Origin of the sequence: Methylobacterium sp. J-043, assembly GCF_022829505.1 — a bacterium.
Taxonomy (GTDB): domain Bacteria; phylum Pseudomonadota; class Alphaproteobacteria; order Rhizobiales; family Beijerinckiaceae; genus Methylobacterium; species Methylobacterium extorquens_A.
The window spans coordinates 130,060-149,324 of sequence record NZ_JAKSYB010000034.1 but is presented as its reverse complement, the minus strand read 5'-3'; the positions used below and the strand labels follow the sequence as shown (position 1 = coordinate 149,324).

Annotated in this window: 13 protein-coding genes; 10 read left to right on the top strand and 3 right to left on the bottom strand. The window is 68.9% G+C overall.

The window, feature by feature from the left end; genetic code table 11:
• Positions 1 to 31: 31 nt before the first annotated feature.
• From MKK50_RS07390 to MKK50_RS07355, 8 genes are all read left to right on the top strand, one after another.
• Complete coding sequence (locus MKK50_RS07390) at positions 32 to 1,435, top strand: LLM class flavin-dependent oxidoreductase (protein ID WP_499021434.1); 1,404 nt, start codon at positions 32 to 34, stop codon at positions 1,433 to 1,435.
• 5 nt (positions 1,436 to 1,440) lie between these two features.
• Positions 1,441 to 2,211: an ABC transporter ATP-binding protein gene (locus tag MKK50_RS07385; RefSeq protein ID WP_499021433.1), complete on the top strand. Its 771-nt coding sequence runs from the start codon at positions 1,441 to 1,443 to the stop codon at positions 2,209 to 2,211.
• Positions 2,212 to 2,221: 10 nt separating this feature from the next.
• Positions 2,222 to 3,103, top strand: coding sequence for a branched-chain amino acid ABC transporter permease (locus MKK50_RS07380; RefSeq protein WP_499021431.1), 882 nt, complete (start codon positions 2,222 to 2,224; stop codon positions 3,101 to 3,103).
• Between the two features lie 4 nt (positions 3,104 to 3,107).
• The gene (locus MKK50_RS07375; RefSeq protein ID WP_499021430.1) at positions 3,108 to 4,151 is read left to right on the top strand and encodes a branched-chain amino acid ABC transporter permease; all 1,044 of its coding nucleotides are present in this window, start codon (positions 3,108 to 3,110) and stop codon (positions 4,149 to 4,151) included.
• 35 nt (positions 4,152 to 4,186) lie between these two features.
• Positions 4,187 to 5,560: an ABC transporter substrate-binding protein gene (locus MKK50_RS07370; RefSeq protein ID WP_499021429.1), complete on the top strand. Its 1,374-nt coding sequence runs from the start codon at positions 4,187 to 4,189 to the stop codon at positions 5,558 to 5,560.
• Positions 5,557 to 6,318, top strand: a complete 762-nt coding sequence (locus MKK50_RS07365; protein ID WP_499021427.1) for an ABC transporter ATP-binding protein — start codon at positions 5,557 to 5,559, stop codon at positions 6,316 to 6,318. Before MKK50_RS07370 ends, MKK50_RS07365 begins: the two co-directional genes overlap by 4 nt.
• Before the next feature lie 31 nt (positions 6,319 to 6,349).
• Positions 6,350 to 7,612, top strand: coding sequence for an acyl-CoA dehydrogenase family protein (locus MKK50_RS07360; protein WP_499021425.1), 1,263 nt, complete (start codon positions 6,350 to 6,352; stop codon positions 7,610 to 7,612).
• Between the two features lie 251 nt (positions 7,613 to 7,863).
• Complete coding sequence (locus MKK50_RS07355; RefSeq protein ID WP_499021423.1) at positions 7,864 to 8,865, top strand: hypothetical protein; 1,002 nt, start codon at positions 7,864 to 7,866, stop codon at positions 8,863 to 8,865.
• A 111-nt stretch (positions 8,866 to 8,976) separates the two neighbouring features.
• Here the strand turns inward: MKK50_RS07355 and MKK50_RS07350 are convergent, their stop codons facing one another.
• Positions 8,977 to 12,675 carry a flagellin hook IN motif-containing protein gene (locus MKK50_RS07350; protein WP_499021421.1) on the bottom strand — a complete coding sequence of 1,233 codons (3,699 nt, stop codon included), beginning with the start codon at positions 12,673 to 12,675 and terminating at the stop codon, positions 8,977 to 8,979.
• Positions 12,676 to 13,368: 693 nt separating this feature from the next.
• Between MKK50_RS07350 and MKK50_RS07345 the strand changes: the two genes are divergently transcribed.
• Positions 13,369 to 14,301: a helix-turn-helix domain-containing protein gene (locus MKK50_RS07345; protein WP_499021420.1), complete on the top strand. Its 933-nt coding sequence runs from the start codon at positions 13,369 to 13,371 to the stop codon at positions 14,299 to 14,301.
• Positions 14,302 to 14,621: 320 nt separating this feature from the next.
• On the opposite strand, the gene MKK50_RS07340 is transcribed toward MKK50_RS07345, so the two are convergent.
• The gene (locus MKK50_RS07340) at positions 14,622 to 14,846 is read right to left on the bottom strand and encodes a hypothetical protein (RefSeq protein WP_253370588.1); all 225 of its coding nucleotides are present in this window, start codon (positions 14,844 to 14,846) and stop codon (positions 14,622 to 14,624) included.
• 406 nt (positions 14,847 to 15,252) lie between these two features.
• Between MKK50_RS07340 and MKK50_RS07335 the strand changes: the two genes are divergently transcribed.
• A complete protein-coding gene (locus tag MKK50_RS07335) occupies positions 15,253 to 16,308 on the top strand; it encodes an HD-GYP domain-containing protein (RefSeq protein ID WP_253370586.1) in 1,056 nt (351 codons plus the stop codon).
• A 205-nt stretch (positions 16,309 to 16,513) separates the two neighbouring features.
• Here the strand turns inward: MKK50_RS07335 and MKK50_RS07330 are convergent, their stop codons facing one another.
• Positions 16,514 to 19,264: an ATP-binding protein gene (locus tag MKK50_RS07330; RefSeq protein WP_499021417.1), complete on the bottom strand. Its 2,751-nt coding sequence runs from the start codon at positions 19,262 to 19,264 to the stop codon at positions 16,514 to 16,516.
• Between the last annotated feature and the right edge of the window lies 1 nt (position 19,265).

The following is a 19,265-nucleotide window of genomic DNA, read 5'->3' as shown; positions in this document are numbered from 1 at the left end:
GCCGCGCCGCCCCCTCAACGGACGAAGCCTCATGACGCGCCAAATTCGCTTCAACGCCTTCGACATGAACTGCGTCGGGCACCAGTCGCCGGGCCTGTGGGCTCATCCGCGCGACCGCTCGTGGCAGTACAAGGACCTCGAATACTGGCAGGATCTCGCCCGCACCCTCGAACGCGGGATCTTCGACGGGATCTTCATCGCCGACGTCGTCGGCTACTATGATGTCTACAAGGGTTCGAACTGGCACGCCCTGCATCAGGCGGCGCAGATCCCGGTCAACGATCCGCTCCAGCTCGCCGCTCCGATCGCGCTGGCCACAGAACATCTCGGCATCGGCATCACCGCCTCGACCTCGTTCGAGCACCCCTACACCTTCGCCCGCCGCCTCTCGACTGCGGATCACCATACCAAGGGCCGCGTCGGCTGGAACATCGTCACCTCGTATCTCGAGAGCGGCGCCAAGAACGTCGGCCAGTCGGGGCTCGCGCGCCACGACAACCGCTACGAGGTCGCCGCCGAATACGTCGAAGTGCTCTACAAGCTGTTCGAGGGCAGCTGGGAACCTGGCGCCGTCCTGCGCGACCGCGAGCGGCGGATCTTCACCGATCCGTCGAAGGTGCACGAGATCGACCATCGCGGCCGGCACTTCACCGTACCGGGCTACCATCTCTGCGAGCCGTCGCCCCAGCGCACCCCGGTGCTCTACCAAGCCGGCGCCTCCGGGCCCGGCAAGGCTTTTGCGGCGGGCCATGCCGAGTGCGTGTTCGTCGGCGCGCCGCTCAAATCCATGCTCAAGGCCTATGTCGCGGATGTCCGGGCAAAAGCCGTCTCTGCCGGCCGCTCGGCCCGCGACGTGCTGATCTACAACCTCACCACAATCATCGTCGCCGAAACCGACGAGGCCGCGCAGAAGAAGTTCGAGGAATACCAAACCTATACGTCGTATGACGGCGCGCTGGTGTTCATGTCGGGTTGGAGCGGGATCGATTTCGGCCAGTACGCGCCGACCGATCTGGTGAAGAAGGTCGAGACCAACGCCATCGTCTCGATGGTCGAGAGCTTCTCCTCGGCCGAGAAGCCCTGGTCGATCGCGGAGCTCGCCCGCTGGGGCGGCATCGGCGGGATCGGGCCGGTCTTCGTCGGCTCGCCCTCGACGGTGGCAGACATCCTCCAGCAATGGGTCGAGGAGACCGACGTCGACGGCTTCAACCTCGCCTACGCGGTGACGCCGGAGACCTTCGAGGATGCGGTCAACCTGCTGGTGCCCGAACTCCAGCGCCGCGGCGTCTACCCGAAGGCCTACCGCCCCGGAACCTTACGCGAGAAGCTGTTCGGGCGCGGGCCCCTCCTGCCGGAGACGCACCCGGCCCACGGCTACCGCGACATCGAGGCGGTGAAGGCCCGCGAGGCAAACCGCCTCGAAGCGGCGGAGTGAGAGCGATGGCCGACCCGATCCTCGAACTCTCCGACGTCTCGCTCTCGTTCAAGGGGCTCAAGGCGATCAACGCCCTGAGCTTCTCGGTCGAGCGTGGCGAGATCTGCGCCCTGATCGGCCCCAACGGGGCGGGTAAGTCCTCGGCGCTCAACATCCTCAACGGCGTCTACCGGGCCGATTCCGGCCATGTCGCCTTCGAGGGGAAGCGTCTGCGCTCGATCCGGCCGGGGGCTGCGGCGCGGCGCGGGATCGGGCGCACCTTCCAGCACGCGGCCCTGTTCTCGGGCCTCAGCGTCCTCGACAACGTGCTGGCCGGGCTCGCGCGCCACAGCCGCACCACCCTGATCGAGCACGCGCTGGGCTTGCCCCGCGATGCAGCCGAGACGCGCCGCTTCCGGGAGGCGGCGGAGGAGACGCTGAGTTTCCTCGAACTCACCGCCTACCGCGACCGCATCGTCGCCACGCTCCCCTACGGCATCCAGAAGCGGGTCGATCTCGCCCGCGCGCTGGTGGCGCGGCCCACGCTGCTGCTGCTCGACGAACCGATGGCCGGCATGAACGGCGAGGAGAAGCGCACGATCGCCCGCTTCATCGCGGCGGCGCGCGACAGCCTCGGCACCACCATCGTGCTGATCGAGCACGATATCGGCGTCGTCATGAGCCTGTCGGACCACGTCGTGGTGCTCGATTACGGCCGCAAGGTCGGCGACGGCCCACCCGAGGCGATCCGCAACGACCCGGCCGTGATCGCGGCCTATCTCGGCAAGCCGCATTAAGGGCCGATCCATGAGCTTCTTTCTGGAAACGCTCGCGGGCGGCCTGCTCGCCGGCGTGATGTACGCCCTCGTCGCGATCGGCTTCGTGCTGATCTACAAGGCGTCCGGCGTGTTCAACTTCGCGCAAGGGGCGATGGTGCTCTGCGCCGCGCTCACCTTCGTGACGCTCACCGAACGCGACGTGCCGTTCTGGCTCGCCGGCCTGATCACGCTGGCGATCATGGTGACGCTGGCGGTCGCCGTCGAGCGGGTGGTGCTGCGGCCCCTCGTGAACCGCTCGCAGATCACGCTGTTCATGGCGACGCTCGGCCTGTCCTACGTGATCGAGGGCGGCTCACAGCTCGTGATGGGCGCCAGCGTCCACGAGCTCGACCTCGGCATCAGCGACCTGCCGGTGGCGATCGGCCCGGTCCAGCTCAGCTCCTTCGATCTCGTGGCGGCCCTGACCGCGGGCGCACTGGTGCTCGCCCTATGGCTGTTCTTCGAGCGCACCCGGATCGGCGTCTCGCTGCGGGCGGTGGCCGACGACCCGCAGGCGGCGCTTTCCATCGGCATCCGGCTGCCCGTGCTCTGGGCCTCGGTCTGGGCGGTCGCCGGCTTCGTGGCGCTGGTGGCGGGCCTGCTCTGGGGCGCGCGCCAGGGCGTGCAGTTCTCCCTCACCTTCGTGGTGCTCAAGGCGCTCCCGGTGCTCATCATCGGCGGCTTCACCTCGATCACCGGCGCCGTCGTCGGTGGCCTCATCGTCGGCGCGGCCGATGCGCTCGCCGAAATCTATCTCGGGCCGCTGCTCGGCGGCTCCGTCTCCACCTGGTTCGCCTACGGGCTCGCCGTCGCCTTCCTGCTGGTGCGCCCGGCCGGATTGTTCGGCGAACGCGCCATCGAGAGAGTCTGACGCCATGCCTCCCGCCCTCGCTGCCGCCCTCGCGCCGGGCCGGCGCCTCACGCTGCCCGCTCTGCCCCTGCGCGGCGCCGGCCTTGCTCTCCTCCTCGGCCTCGCCTTCGTGGCGATCCCGCTCACTGCTACCGATTACTGGTACAACGCGATCCTGATCCCGTTCCTGATCATGGCGCTCGCCGGACTCGGCCTGAACCTGACCATGGGCTATGCGGGCCAAGCCTCGCTCGGCACCGGCGCCTTCATGGCGGTGGGGGCCTACGCCACCTACAACCTGCTGCTGCGCCTGCCCGAGCTGCCGCTGCCGTTCAGCCTTGCCGGCGGCGGGCTCATCGCTGGAGCGGTCGGGCTCGTCGTCGGCCTGCCGTCACTCCGCATCAAGGGCTTCTACCTGATCGCGCCGACGCTGGCGGCGCAGTTCCTGATCGAGTGGGTCTTCAATCAGGTCGGCTGGTTCTCGAACTACGCCTCGTCCAGCGCGATCTCGGCGCCCCGGCTCGTGTTCCTCGGCCACGACCTGTCGAGCCCGGCCGGACGCTACGCCCTCACGCTGACCAGCGTCACCGTCGTCACGGTGCTGGCGTGGCGTCTCGTCGGAAGCCAGACCGGCCGCAACTGGCGGGCGGTGCGCGACGGCGAGACCGCGGCGGCCGTCATCGGCGTGCCGGTGGCGCGGGCCAAGCTCTCGGCCTTCTTCGTCGGCGCCGCGGTGAGCGGTGTCGCCGGGGCGCTCTGGGCGTTCGCCTATCTCGGCACGGTCGATGCCCGCAGCTTCGATCTCGACCGCTCGTTCCAGGCGATGTTCATCATCATCATCGGGGGCTTGAGCAGCCTGTCGGGCAGCTTCATCGGCGCGGCCTTCATCGTCCTGACCCCGATCCTGCTGACCCATCTGTCGAACGCCGTGCTCGGCGGCAGCCTCGATGGCGGGCAGGTCTCGAACCTCCAACGCATCCTCTTCGGCGCGCTCATCATCGGCTTCCTGATCAAGGAGCCGAACGGGCTGGCCGCGCTGCTCGGCCGGCTGCGCCGCCCCGCCCGCTGATCCCCTCCCTCGAAGCTCTCCCGGAGAACCGAACGATGACCCGCCTGTCCCGCGCCCTTCGCGCCGTCGCCCTCGCCGCGAGCCTGACCGCCGCGCCCAACCTCGTGCCCACCGCCTCCGCGCAAGAATCCGGTGCTCAAGCGGCCAAGCAGTACATCCCCCTCGCCACCTACCGGGTCGGCGCCTACGCCTCGTCCGGGACGCCGGTCTGGGGCGGGACCATCGACTACCTGCGCTACCTCAACGAGGTCGAGGGCGGGATCAACGGCGTCAAGCTGACCTGGGAGGAGTGCGAGACCGAGTGGGCGGTCGAGAAGGGCGTCGAGTGCTACGAGCGGCTGAAGGGCGGCCGTGACGGCTCGCCGGTGCCGCTGTTCCTGCCGCACGGCGACCCGATCACCAAGGCGCTCACGGAAAAGTCCGCCGCCGACAAGATCCCGCTGCTCACCACCGGCTACGGCCGCACCGAGGCGATCGACGGGCGCGTCTTCCCCTACAGCTTCACCGCTTTGTTCAGTTTCTGGAGCGAGGCGTCCTCGGCAGTGAACTACATCGCCGAGCAGGTCGGGGGTAAGGACAAGCTCAAGGGTCTCAAGATCGCGACCGTCTACCACGACTCTCCCTACGGCAAGGAGACGCAAGTCCCGCTCGACCTGCTGGCCAAGACCTACGGCTTCGAGAACATCCAGATCGCGGTGCCGCATCCCGGCAACGACCAGTCGGCGCAATGGGCCCGCATCCGCCAGATTAAGCCGGACTGGGTGTTTCTGCGCGGCTGGGGCGTGATGACCCCGGTGGCGATCAAGACGGCGGCCAAGACGGGTTTCCCCGTCGATCACATCATCGGCGGCATCTGGTCGGGCTCTGAAGAGGACGTGCGACCGGCCGGAAGCGTCGGCAAGGGCTATCTCGCCATCACCCCGTTCCCCGCCGGGGCCGAGTTCGGCATCCTGAAGAAGATCAAGGCGGCGATCATCGATCAGGGCAAGAGCGACCTGAAGGATCTCAAGAGCTTCGGTTCGGTCTACTACAATTCCGGTGTGATCGAGACGATCATCGCCGTCGAGGCAATCCGCACGGCTCAAGCACGCTTCGGCAAGCGCCCCCTCAACGGCGAGGAGACGCAGTGGGGCCTCGAACACCTCGTGCTCGACGAGGCGCGCCTGAAGGAACTCGGCGCGGACGGCCTCGTCCAGCCGCTCCGCCTCTCGATCAAGGACCACGAGGGCGGCGGTGCCGGCAAGGTGCTGCAATGGGACGGCGCGAAGTGGAACATCGTCAGCAACGGCTGGGTCAAGTCCGACCGTGAACTGCTCCTGCCCGTCATCTACGAGCGCGCGGCGGCCTATGCCCGGGAGAAGGGCATCACGCCCCGCTCCGAGGACACGGCGGAGGCGAGCGCGAAATGAGCGCGCCCTTCCTCGACGTCGAATCCATCGAGGCGGTTTACGGCGCCTCGATCCTGGGCTTGCGCGACGTGTCGCTGAGCGTCGCCAAGGGGGAGATCGTCGCGCTGATCGGCCCCAACGGCGCCGGCAAGACCACGACCCTGCGGGCGATCTCGAACCTGCTCGGCGCACAGCGCGGCCATGTGCGGCGCGGCGCCATCCGCTGGCAGGGCGAGGCGACCGGGCGGCTCGACCCGGCCGACCTCGTCGCCCGCGGCATCGTGCAGGTGCTGGAGGGCCGCCACGTCTTCGGCCAGCTCACGGTGGAAGAGAACCTGCTGACGGGCGGCTACCTCCGCCGCCCGAGCCGGCGGCAACTCGCTGAAGATCTGGAGCGGATCTACGCGTGGTTCCCGCGCCTTAAGCAGCGGCGCGGGGCGAAAGCCGGCCTCACCTCCGGCGGCGAGCAGCAGATGGTGGCGATTGGGCGCGCCCTGATGACCCACCCGACCCTGCTGCTCCTCGACGAGCCCTCCATGGGGCTCGCGCCGATCATCGTCGCCGAGATCTTCGAGATCGTCGCCCGGCTCAACCGCGAGGAGGGCGTGAGCGTCCTCGTCGCCGAGCAGAACGCCAACCTCGTGCTCGAGGTCGCCCACCGCGCCGTCGTGCTCGAGAGCGGGCGCGTGGTGGCCTCCGGCTCCAGCGCGGAACTCGCCGCGAGCGGGCGGCTCGGCGCGCTCTACCTCGGCGGCGCCGAGGCCGGGACCCGGCACTGATGTTTTGCACCCGCACCGAACGAGACAGCCGATGAGCGAACCCGAAGCCACCTCATGGACCTCTCCTTGGGCTGCCTGGGGCACGCCCCCGAGCCCGCGCTACGAGGGCCTCGCCAGGCGCTTCCGGCCGATCTTTGCCCGCATCCGCGAGGGGGCGCTTGCGCGTGAAGGTAAGCGCGATCTGCCCTACACGGCGATCGGGTGGCTGCGCGAAGCCCGCTTCGGCGCCCTGCGGGTGCCGGAGGACGAGGGTGGCTTCGGCGCGAGCCTGCCCGACCTGTTCGGGCTGCTGGCCGAACTGGCGGAGGCCGATTCCAACCTGCCGCAGGCCCTGCGCAACCATTTCGGCTTTGCCGAGGACACCGTCGGCAGTCCAGCGGGGGAGCGCCGGGCGCACTGGATCGAACGCCTCGCGGCCGGCGACCTGTTCGGCGGGGCGTGGTCCGAGACCGGGACCGCCGCGGTCGGCACCTTCGAGACCCGCATCCATCGCAGCGGCGCGGGCTGGGGACTGACGGGCAAGAAATACTACACCACGGGCTCGCTCTTCGCCGACTGGATCGACGTCGTCGGCACCGGCGAGGCGGGGGAGGAGACCTCGGTGGTGGTACCGGCCAAGGCGCCGGGTGTCGAGATCCTCGACGATTGGGACGGGTTCGGCCAGCGGCTCACGGCCAGCGGCACCGCCCTGTTCGAGGACGCCCCCGCGTTCGGCGAGCCGCTGCCGACCGCGGATCGCTTCCCCTACGGCCCCGCCTTCTTCCAAGCGGTGCATCTGGCCACTCTCACCGGCATAGCCCGGGCGGCGGCGGGCGAGGTCGCTCGCGCTGTGCGCGAGCGCGCGCGCACCTACTCCCACGCCGCCGGGGCGCGCCCCAGCGCCGACCCGCAGGTGCTTCAGGTCGTGGGCCGGGTGCACGGCCTCGCCTATGCCGCCGGTGCGATCAACGGGCAGGCGGCGCAGGCCGTGCAGCGCGCCTACGAGGCGCGCGTCGCCGACCTGCCCGAGGAAGAGGCGCACGCGATCAACGTCGCCGCGGAGATCGAGCTGGCCCAGGCCCAGAGCGTGCTGACCGGCCTCGTGCTGGATGCCGGCACGATCCTGTTCGACGCGCTCGGCGCCTCGGCCACGCGCCGCGGCCTCGCGCTCGACCGCCACTGGCGCAACGCCCGCACGATCGCCTCGCACAATCCGCGCATCTTCAAGGACCGCGTCGTCGGCGATTACGCCGTCAACGGCACCGAGCCGCCGTTCCAGTGGAAGATCGGGCGCGTGCCGAAGAGCCGCGGCTGAGAGCGTGGCAGGGGCCCTGGCCGGGAGTGGTGCTCGCGCTCCGGCAGCGTCGCGAGGAAGTGAGCCCTACGCGGTCGGCCGGAGCTTGCAAAAGCCTCCGCACTAACTCTAACCCAATGCAACCTCACCAGGTCAAAGTCGGTGGTTGTGGGTATGCCGGAGAGGGTTTTGGGCCGGATCGAGCCTGGGCCGGCAAGCCGCCGCGGCTCCGGCGTCCGGCCCTCGCACTGAAGCCGAGACGCACAGAATACATGTCGAAGACGGGTGGTTCCGCGCCGAGCGAAGGAACGGACGAGAGAGCGGCCGGCCACGGCACCTTCGATCCACTTCCGCCGGAGCCGTCGCAATTCCGGCGCTTCCTCCCCGACATCGCGCATCGCACCAGCGGTGAGATCCTGATCCATCCCGATTTCGCGCGGATGCGACCGCGTTACGTCGCCATCACGATGGCGTGCTACGAGATCGCGAACTTCCCCGGGGGATGGCAGAGCGCGGCCTATCGGGTCGCCACGATCAGCGCGATCGTCTGCCTCCATGCGGCCTGGGATCCGGCGGACCGGGCGACGTGGCCGACGCTCGCGCGGCTCAAGGAGGCGGGAGCGTCCTTCGGGCTCTCGAGTCCTCGGCAAATCGACGATCTCATCGCCCGCCTCGTCGAGACCGATCACGTCGTTCTGGAGCGTCCCACTGCCGACGGCCGGCTGCGGCTGCTGGTGCCGACGGACAAGCTTCTGGCCTGGGATCGGGCCTTGCTGTCCTCCTATTACAGCGTGCTGCAGGAACTCTATCCGGAACCCGGATACGGTCTCGCCGTGTCCCGCGACCCGGCCTTCCATCTGGCTCACCGCCGCGTCTCGGTCGGCATGTTCGACGTCATCGGTCGGTTCCTCGCACAGAACGGCGACATCCTCCCGTTCCTCCAGATGTATCAAGGCTTCCATGTCCTGGCGCGGGTGATCCTGCTGAAGGAGGCGGACGCGCAGGCCGCCATCCGCGAGAGCGACTTTTCCGACATCGTCGCGCGGTTCGGGGTGTCCCGGTCGCATGTCCGCAACATCCTGGCGGCAGCGGAGACCGGCGGCCTCCTCACTTCGGCCGGCCGGAGCCTGAAACATCTCGCCCCGACAGCCCGCGGCTTGGCGGCCGTGGACCGCTTCATCGCCGACACCCTGTCCTCCCACGACATGACCTATCGCATGGCGCTGGCGAGCCGGGAGGCGGAACCGGCCCGGCCGGCGGGAACAGCCTCCTGATCCGATGGCGCCTCCCGCTCGCCGCTTGCACCGGTCAAGACGAAACGGGCCGGCTCCCCGAGGAAGCCGGCCCGTCCCTGTCGTCTCGATGCGCGCCGGGCGCGGATCGCGTTACCGCAGGAGCTGCAGGATGCCCTGCTGCGACTGGTTGGCCAGCGACAGCGCCGAGATCGCCAGCGAGTTGCGGGTCGAGAGCGCCTGGGAGTTGGCCGCCTCCTCGTTGAGGTCGGCACTGGTCAGGTTGGCAGCCCCCGTATCGAGCACGTTGATGATCTGCTTGGTGAAGTCCTGCCGGTTCTGCACCACCGCGAGGTTCGAGCCGAGCGCGGCCGCGCGCGACTGGAGCTGGCTGCCGGCGCTGTTGATCTGATCGACGATCTTCTTGATGGCGCTGCTCTCCTGGAAGTTGGTCTGGCCCACCGCCGAGAGGCCGAGGCTGGCCGCGTTGGTGGCGCTGCCCTGGACCTTGAGCGAGGACGAGCCCTTCTCGTTGAAGTTGATCGTGAGGTTGTCGCCCGACAGCAGGTTCACGCCGTTGAACCCGGCATCCGAGGCGAGCTGGTCCATTTGCTTGAGCAGGTCGTTGTAGGTCTGCACGAGGTTGTTGCGGGCGTTGAGGCCGTCGCCGCCGAGATTGGCCGCCGCCGTACCGGTGGTGAACGGGTTGCCGGCGCCATTGGCGATGATCGACAGGTTTTGGGCGCCGACGTCGTTGGAGGTGGTGATCGAGATCTTGCCGGTCAGCGAGTCGATCGTCGCCTGGGCGTTGGCGGGGGCCAGCGCCTCGTTGAGCTGGGCCAGCGTCGAGACCTGCCCCGGCGCGTTTCCAAACGTGATGGTGGCCGTGTTCATGGCCGTGCCGCTGCCGACCTGAACGGTCAGCGACTTGCCCGCGAGCGCACTCTGCGAGCCCGGCTTGCCGCCGCCCGCCGCGAAGTTCGTGGCGGTGTAGCCGAGATTGGCGACCTTCGACGTGGCGGTGGAGCCGTCCCCGAGTTGCACCGCGGTGTTCGAGTCGGCGGCGGTGAAGCTGAACTTGTTGGCCGCCGCGTCGTAGCTTGCGGTCACCGAGCCGTTGGTCGCCGCGCCGACCTTCTGGACGAGCGAGCCGATCGTGTCGGTCGCCGTTAGGTTCACGGTCTGGCCGTTGACCGAGAAGCTGTCGCCGCCCTGGAAGCCGAGGGTCGAGATCAGCGTGGTCTGGCCCGGGTCGAAGGTGCCGGCAACCGAGGCTTCGGTGCTGGCGAGCCCCAGCGTGTTGTGCTCCGAGCCCTTGATCGTGAAGGCGTAGCCGTCGGCACTCCCCTTGAACGTCAGCTTGGTACCGGCGGTGTCCTTGTCCGCAGTGACGCCGGTGACCGAACTTTTCGCGTTGATGGTGGCGATCGCCTGATCGAGCGTGGCGGAGGCCGCAATCTCGATGGCGGTGCCGTTCACCGTCACGGTCTGAGCCGCGCCCTGGTTGTTGTTGACCTGCTGCGTGATGCCCGAGAACCCGGAGGAGGCGGCGTTGCTCGACTGCACGGTGAAGGCCGCGCCGTCGGACTTGCCGGTGAGCTTAATCCTGCCGGCATTGTCGGGATCGATGCCGGCGCTGACGCCCGTGGCCGTGGCGCCGGTATTGGCGTCATTGATGGCGGTGATCACCGCCGCCTGGCTCGCACCGGCCGCGATGGTGATGTCCTTGCCGTTGATCGTCAGCGTCTGGGCGGTGGGCGCCACGCCGTTTTCCACGGTCTGCTTGCTGGTCGAGAAGCCGAGCGTGTTGTTCGCACCGCCCTGGACCGTGAAGGCCGCACCCGAGTTCGCACCCTTGAGCACGATCTTGCCGTCCGCCGAGCTCGAGGCGGTGACGCCGGTGATGGACGACTGATCGTTGATCGCCTTGAGGGCGCCGGCCAGGACCGAGGCCGCACTGTCGCCGGCATTCCCGCCGCTGATGGTGATGCTGGTCGTGCTGGTGGTGCTGGGGCTTCCGATGGTCAGCGTCTGGGTCTTCGCCTCCGTCCGGGCCGCGGTCAGCGCCGTCGCCGAGAAGCCTGCACCGTCGCCGGTGATGCTCAGCGCATCGCCGTTGCTCTTGCCGGTGATCTTGATCTTGTTCGTCGAGTCGATCGCGGCCGTGATCCCGGCCGCGCTGCCCGCGGTGTTGATCTTCGAGATCGCCGTCTCGAGCGTGTCGTTCGCGGCGAGGCTGACCGAGATGTTCGTCGTCGTGCTGCCCGTGGATGCGATCGCGATCGTCACGGCGGCGCTCGTCGGCGTGTAGGCGCCGCCCGTCACCGTGCCGGCGACCGCGTTGGCCGGGCCGGTGAAGGCGCTGGCGCCGGTCGCCGCGGCGGGCGTTCCCGTCGGCGTATAGGCGCCGCTCACCGTCGCCGCGAGGCTGGTGCTCGTCGGCGTCGCCGAGAAGCCGCTGGAGGCCGGGTTGGAGGAGGCGACGGTGAAGGCCGAGCCGTCGGACTTGCCGGTGAGCAGCAGGCGGGTGGCGTCGGCGGGATCCTTGGCCGCGCTCACGCCGGTGGTGCCGGTCTGGCGGTTGATCGCCGTGACGGCATCGTCGATGGAGCCGCCGCCCGCGATGGTGATCTGCGTGCCGCCGATCGTCAGCGTCTGGCTCGCCGCCGCGGCGCCGTTGCCGGTCGTCGTCGGACTCGAAGCGAAGCCGAGGCTGTTGCCGGCCTCGCCGGTCACCGTGAAGTTCGAGCCGTCGGCCTTGCCCGTCAGCGCCAGCCGCGAGGTGCCGCCCACCGTCTCGATGCTGGCGGTGACGCCGGTCGCGGTGGTTTTGGCATTGATCGCGTCGACGGCGGCCTTCGTCACGTCGGCAGCCGTCGCGCCGGCACTCCCGCCCGCGATGGTGATCAGCTCGCCGTTGATCGTCAGCTTCTGGCTCGCCGCCGCGACGTTGCCGCTCGACGCAGCGCTCGTGCCCGTGGTGAAGCCGGTCTCCGAGGTTCCCTGCGCCGTGGTCTTGACCGAGAAGGCGGAGCCGTCGGCTTTGCCGGTGAACGAGAGCTTGCCGCTATCGTTCTTGGCCGTGATCCCGAGGCTGCCAAGCTGGCCATTGAGCTTGGTCACGGCGGCGTCGACGGTGTCGCCGACCGCCAGGCTGATGCTGGTGGTGGTGGTGCTCGTGGGGCTGGTGGCGTACGTCACCTCGATCGTTGCGGCCGAGGTGAGCGTCGTGAAAGCGGTGCCCGTCGCCGTACCGGCGACGGCGTTGGCCGGTGTCGAGAAGGTCGAGGTGCCCGTCGCCTTGGCGAGGCTCGGCGTGGTCGCGGCGAAGGTCGCGCCGCGCATCGTCGCCGGGGCGGCGGTCGGCTTGTAATCGACGCTGCCGGTCACCGTCGCCGGCACCGCGGCGCTCGGCTGACCGTTGGTGAGCGTGCCGATCGCCTTGTCGGAGAGCGCCGCGGTCGGGCCGGTGGACAGCAGATTGGCGGCGGTCGCCCCCGCGAGCCCCGTCGAGACCGAGGCGGCTTTGGAGGTGAAGGCACTGGTGGCGGCCAGCGCCTGCTGCGCCGTCGACTTGAGCTGGCTCGTGAGATTCTGGAGCTTGGAAAGACCTGTATTGGCCGCCTGGATGGTCTGGACGCCGTTCGAGATGCCGTCGAGCAGAGACGACAGCTCGGTCGAGCGCGACGACAGGTTGCTGGCGGTGAAGAAGTTGATCGGGTTGTCGAGGGCCGAGTTGACCTTCTTGCCCGTCGAGAGCCGGCTCTGCGTCGTCGCGAGCAGGCTCGCCGTGTCCTGAAGCGAGAGCAGGTTCTGCCGCGTCGCGGCCGAGAGCGTGATGCTGGAAGACATGGGGCGACTCGATCCTCGGGGAGCCGACGTGTCGGCGGTGAGGGGATGAAGCGCCCGACGCAATTGATGAGGATCTAAGTATTTTTGCCAGATACCGCCGATTATGTCTCAATATGTCTCAGGATAGCGGAGTATAGTCTCAAAGCTATATCGTGTATCAAAGCATATCTCAAAAGTCGCACTCCGTCTCAAATGCGGTGCCGACGCCGCCATCCGGCATTTGCCGGCCGTGCCGCGCTCTTGCACATCCAAAGGGTGGTTGGGGGTTTGACCCGATATCCGGGCCGATCGCGACAACCGGTGTCTTCCAGAGCCGAAAGCCGAAGCGTCCGAAGATCGTCGCAAAATTTGACACGGCGGCCCGATTGTCCAATTTCGGGACAAGCGGTACCTCTTGATTGATTGGACGAAGGCGACTGGAATGACCTGAAAATCAGTATAAACGATCATTTATGCGTTATAGATCGCAATACCCGGATAGATTAGGAATCCGAGAAGCATGTTCACCTTCGAGATGCGTATCGAGTCCCACTCCGACAATGCCACCGAACATGTGATCAGCAGACAAGCTTAGGCTTGCGACAAGCCGCAACCTCCTTTCTCAGAGACCATTTGGATATGTCGACGATTCTTCGAAGCTGTTTCGATCCGCCGACGGATCCCGTCGCTTTACGCGAGGCCTGGACTGCAGCCATGTCGCCGATCTTCCAGGCCACCCTGCCGAGCGGACGCCTGCTGTCCGGTCCGATCACGATGGACAACTATCATCTCGGCGATCTGCTCGTCGGCGAGGTTCGGGCGCCGGCTCAGATCCTGGAGCGGACGCCGCGCATGGTGGCGCAACAGGGCCTCGACCATCTGTTGCTTCAGTTCTACCATTCCGGCACCAGCCGGGTCGAAGTGGCTTGGGGCGAAACCGATGTCGCCCGGAACGCCTGCGTGCTGTTCGACCTCGCCCAGCCGGTGACCGTGGTCGCCGAGCCGATCCACGCGACCAATCTCCTCCTTCCACGCGCCCTCATTGCCGAGAAGGTGCCGAATATCGAGGCGCTGCACGGCCGCGCCTTCGATTACGCGACGGATCGCATCAGCCGGCTATTCTTCACCTGCGTGCGCGAACTCGTCGACTGCGTCGATGTTCTCGACGTCCACCAGCTTCCGCATGTGAGCCAAGCCGTGGCGATGCTCGGCAGCGCCTGCCTGCGCGGGCAGGTGGCGGACCGGCCGGCGAGCGAAGTGCAACTCAGCATCACGATCCGGCAATACATCGAGAAGGAACTGGCCTCGCCGAGCCTCGATGCCGAGACGCTCGCGCACCGGTTTGGCCTCTCCCGCGCGACCCTCTACCGGCAATTCGCCTCGGAGGGCGGGGTGCAACGCTTCATCCGCGAACGGCGCCTGCTGCGGGCGATCAAGATGCTGACGCAGGCCGGTCCGGCGGGGCGCCCGCGGATCTCCACGGTCGCCTATGCCACCGGCTTCTCCGACGAGAAGACCTTCAGCCGTGCCTTCAAGCGCCGATTCGGCTTCCTGCCGCGGGAAACCGAGATCGGCTCCAGCGTCTGGGGCCGGACGGCCGAGGCGCAGCCGGTTCTCCAATCGTGGCTCAAGGAACTCGCGGCTTAAGATCCCGTCGGTGACGGGTCGCCGTCATCGCCGAGCGATCCTGTCGGAGCGCTCCGACGGGTGGCCACCGGGTCTCGGGGCGATGCTCTCGACGACAGGGATGAGCAGGCCGCCAACATGGCCGCCGCCCGCTTGATCCATCTCAACGCCGAGCCTGCGCCCGGGCGGCAGTCTCTCCCGAACGGCTGACCGGCCGCATGGTAGAACATGGGTGCGAGTCCCAGCGCCGCCAGCAGATGTCGTCCATTTCCCGCCTCAAGCGCCGCGCGGGCTGGCTGATACGGTCCCCGCTCGGATCAAGCGGAAACCGGATCAGGCGTTCAGAAGGCCAGCCAGAACAGCGCGATCGTCGCCACCGAGGCGGTAGCGGCCAAGCCCAGCGCCTGCAGGCTGCCGATGGTCCGGTAGCGGGCGATGTCCCTGACGACGCCTGCGACCACCGGCATGCCGGCTCCGGCCGCCGTCTCGGCGTGCGGCACGGGCCCGGCCGTCGCCCGCACGTAGCGCACCGTCTCGATTTCGATGGATCGAAGCACCACACTCATCGCCTGCTCCCGTCTTCGTCCGACGGGCGCCATCCTGCCGCGCCGGCCGCACGACGCCTTGATTCAACTCAAGGCGTCGTCCCACGGGCCCCGGCATCATTGCCTCGCGGGAGCGCCGGAACCGGATCCCCCCCATAGGATCGACCTGGGGGTCTTGCGCTGGATCAACGCGAATGCGGGTCGGGCTGGGGGTTCGTCAACGAACTCGTCGGGCGGGCAGGTTTCGAGCACTCCGCCAAGCTTTCGCTAACGCTCACGCACGAGGCGGCGACCGCATCGGCGGGGAACCGGAGCCGGCTTCACCTTTCAGCAACGGACGGGGGTGTTAGTGGGCGCGTCCACCATAGGGTTGCCATCCAAGCGCCCAGTTGGGCGAGGGGTGCCGACAGGCCTGGGACAAAGCTCGATGCTCGCTCTCGTCCTCGACGATGCCGAGATGAACAACTTGGTGATGGTCGCCTCGTTGCGGCCGCTCGCCGGCTGCACGCCGCAGGCCTTCACCGTGCCGGCCGAGGCGCTCGCCTTCGCGGAGACGCGGGCGTCCGAGATCGGCGTCGTCATCACCGACTACGAGATGCCGGGCATGAACGGCGTCGAGTTCATCCGGGCGGTGCGTCGCATTCCCGGCCTCACCAACGTCCCCACGGTCATGGTGACGAGCCACGACCAGCGGAGCCTGCGCCGCGAGGCGCTGGAGGCGGGGGCGACCGACTTCCTCACCAAGCCCGCCGACGCGGTCGAGATCCGTGCCCGCGTCACGAACCTGCTCGCCCTCTCCGAGGCCCACCGGGCGCAGCGCGATCACGCCGCACAGCTCGCCCGCGAGGTCGCGGCGGCGGTGGCGATGGTCGAGGAGCGCGAGCGCGAGATCGTCTCGACCCTCATGCGCGCCGCCGAGCACCGCGATTCCGACACCGGCGATCACATCGCCCGCGTCTCCGCCTATGTCGGGCTGATCGCCGAGGCGATGCGGATGTCCCCCTCCGATGCCCGGCAGCTCTGTCTGGCCGCGACCATGCACGACGTCGGCAAGATCGCCGTGCCGGACGCGATCCTGCTCAAGCCGGGCGCGCTCTCTCCCGAGGAGCGCCGGGAGATGGAGCAGCACGCCGACCGGGGACGGCGCATCCTGGGCGGCAGCGACTCGCCGGTCATGCGGCTCGCCGCCGAAATCGCGGGAAGCCACCACGAGCGCTGGGACGGGACCGGCTACCCGTATCGCCTGAAGGGCGAGGCCATCCCCCTGTCCGGCCGCATCGTCGCAGTGGCCGACGTCTTCGACGCGCTGACGACCCAGCGTCCCTACAAGCAGGCCTGGTCACCGGAGCGTGCGCGGGACTTTCTGCAGGAGAACGCCGGCTCCCACTTCGACCCGGCCATCGTCGAGGCGTTCCTGAGCCGCTGGGCGGGGGTCCAGACCTTCCTCGATCTCGGCCGCGACACCGCATCCGCGGCCGCCTGATACGGCGCTTCGCCCGCCCGGCCCGTCGCGGCGGCGTCCGGCCTAGCCGGGGACCGGACACGGCATCGGCATGACACTGTGAGCATCGTCCTGGATCCGACATCCATGACGATACTCGAGGCCTTTGTTCTCGCATCATCCTTTCCGAAAGCCGGTGGCTACCTTTCGGGACGATGCCCTCGTCCGTCGCCGGCTCATCCGACCCTCAGCCAGCTTCGCGCCGCCCGCCGATCGCGTGAGCCATCTCGCTCTGTTCGCCCTCGGCGCTCCCGATGGGCACGTCGAGACGGAGGTGGAGTGCGCCGACGGTGCGGGTGAGCAGGCCGTCCAGGCCGGACGCCGTGTCGGCGAGGCGGGTCAGGTCGCCGTCGCGCGCCATGCGCTCGATGGCGCCCGCGCGATCCTTCACCTGCGCCGCACCGATATTGGCGCTCATCGACTTGAGGCCGTGGGCGGCGCGGGACACGGCCGGGGCGTCGCCGCGGGCGAGGGCGGTTTCGAGCTCCAAGAGCGCCTGAGGCGCCTGGGCAATGTAGAGCCGAAGGATGCGCGCGAGGAAGTCGCGGTCGCCGAGCTCTTCCAAATTGGCGATCGTCTGTTCGTCGAGCAGCACATCGTCCGAAATCCTCGGCGCCGGCGCCTCCGACGTCACGATCTCCGCCGGATCGCGCCAAGGGGCGGCCGCGAGATGCCGCGCCAGCAGGCCGCCGAGCTGCGCCAGCGTGAACGGCTTGGCGAGCATGCCGTCCATCCCCGCCGCCTGCCAGGATTCGGCGCCGTCGCCGACGACATGCGCGGTCAGGGCCACGATCGGCACGCGGTCCGCCCCGTCCCGCACCTCCCGGGCGCGAATGGCGACGGCCGCGCTGAACCCGTCCAGCACGGGCATGCTGCCATCCATCAGCACGAGATCGAAGCGGCTCGCGGCGGTCGCCTCCACCGCGGCCCCGCCATCCTCGACGCAGACGATGTCGTGGATGCCGAAGCGGCCGAGCGCTTCGGACGCAACCTCGCGGTTGACGGCGCTGTCGTCGGCGAGCAGCACCCGCGCGCCGGGAAAGGAGGGCAGGGCGGCCGCAGCGCTCTCGTCGGCTGATGGGGCCTCGATAGCGAGGGTCGTGCCCTCTGTGAGGGCGGCCAGCAGCGGGCGCCACTCGGCCTGGGCGAGGGGACGGCGCAGCACGGCGTCGGCAAAGCCCGCTCGCATGAGTTCAGGCCCGGAGGCGTCGCCGATCGGCACCAGGGCGATGACCCGGCCGGCACCTTCCGGGCGGCGACCGCTTGCCAGAAGCTCGGCCGCCTCGACGATCCAGTGACCCTCCCCGGATTCGACGGGGTGGAAGCCCGCGGCCCGAAGATCGGCCGTGAGCGCCGCGCGCGTCGCACCGCCGAGCGCACCGAGGCGGACAGCGGTGGGCAAAGCGGGTGCGCGGCGGAGCGCGGGCTCGGCGCCCTCCGCGCCCTCGACAGGGATACGCGCCCAGAACGTCGAGCCCTCGCCGATTCGGCTCTCGACGCCGACGCGACCGCCCATGGCGACGATCAGGCGCTCGGCGATCGACAGCCCGAGCCCGGTGCCGCCGAACCGGCGCGCGATCGACTGGTCGGCCTGGGTGAAAGCGGTGAAGATCCCCGACAGCCGGTCCTGCGGGATGCCGATGCCGGTGTCCGACACGGCGATGCGCAGGACCGGACCGGACGCCTCCTGCTCCATTTCCATCCGCACCAGGACATGGCCGGCGGCAGTAAATTTGAGCGCGTTCGAGACGAAGTTGCCGAGCACCTGCCCGAGGCGCACCGGATCGCCGAGGAAGGCGCGCGGCACGTCGCCGTCGATCTGCGCCGCCAGATCGAGCCCCGCCGACCGGGCCCGCTCGGCGAACAGGGTGACGACGGTGTCGGCGACGTCGCGCGGGCTCAGCGGGATCCGTTCCACCTCCAGGCGTCCGGCCTCCACCTTCGCGAAATCGAGGATGTCGTTGATGATGGCGAGCAGGGATTGGCCGGAGCGGGCGATGACCTTGGCGTAGCGTTGCTGGCGCGGGGGCAGATCGGCCGAGGCCAGGAGTTCCGCCATCACCAGCATGCCGTTCATCGGCGTGCGGATCTCGTGGCTCATGGTGGCGAGGAACACGGACTTGGCGGCGTTGGCCTCGTCGGCGGATTGCTTGGCCTCGATCAGGTCGTGGGTCCGCAGCCGGATCTCTTCTTCCAGGCCCGCATTGTAGCGCGCGATCGCCCGGTCGCGCTCGTTCACCGCCCCCAAGAGGTCGTTGAAGCTCTCGGCCAGCGCGCCGACCTCGCCGCTGCCGCCCTCCGCGCGCCGGGAATAGTCGTGGCCGAGGCGCACCCCATCCATGGTCCGGGCCAGAGCCGCCAGCGGCCGGGTGACGCTGCGCTGCAGGCCCATCGAGACGGCAAGCCCAAGCGCCAGGGCGAGCAGCCCGGCGAGCCCCGCCGTGAGGCCGACCTCCGTGACGCGCTCGGCCAAATCGCGGTTGTCCGAGACCAGGACGACGCGGCCGATGGGGCGGGCGTTCTCCAGGATCGGAACCGAGACGCGCAGCGTCCGCGTCGTCATGAGATCGAGAGGCGAGACGGAGCCCCCATCGAGATCGATGTCGTTCGAGAGGCGCAATCCGATGCCCTGCTCGGCGAGGATGTCCCCGTCACCCCGCTCGACCGATGCGTAGACCAGGGCCTCCCCGTGGGCGATCGCCCGCAGGGTGCTCTGCGCCGCCGCCTCGTCGCCCTGGGCGGTCGCCTGCGCGGCGCTCGCGGCCAGGATCTGCGCCGTCATCCGAAGAAGGTCCCGCTTGGCCGCGGCGTAGCGCTCGACCTCGCGCCAGGTCGATAGACCGGTCAGGAGCAGCAGCGCGATGGCGACCGCACTGGCCACCGCCATGGCCAGCCGCCCGGACAGCGAGCGGATCGGGTTCGAGAGGGGCGCACGCACG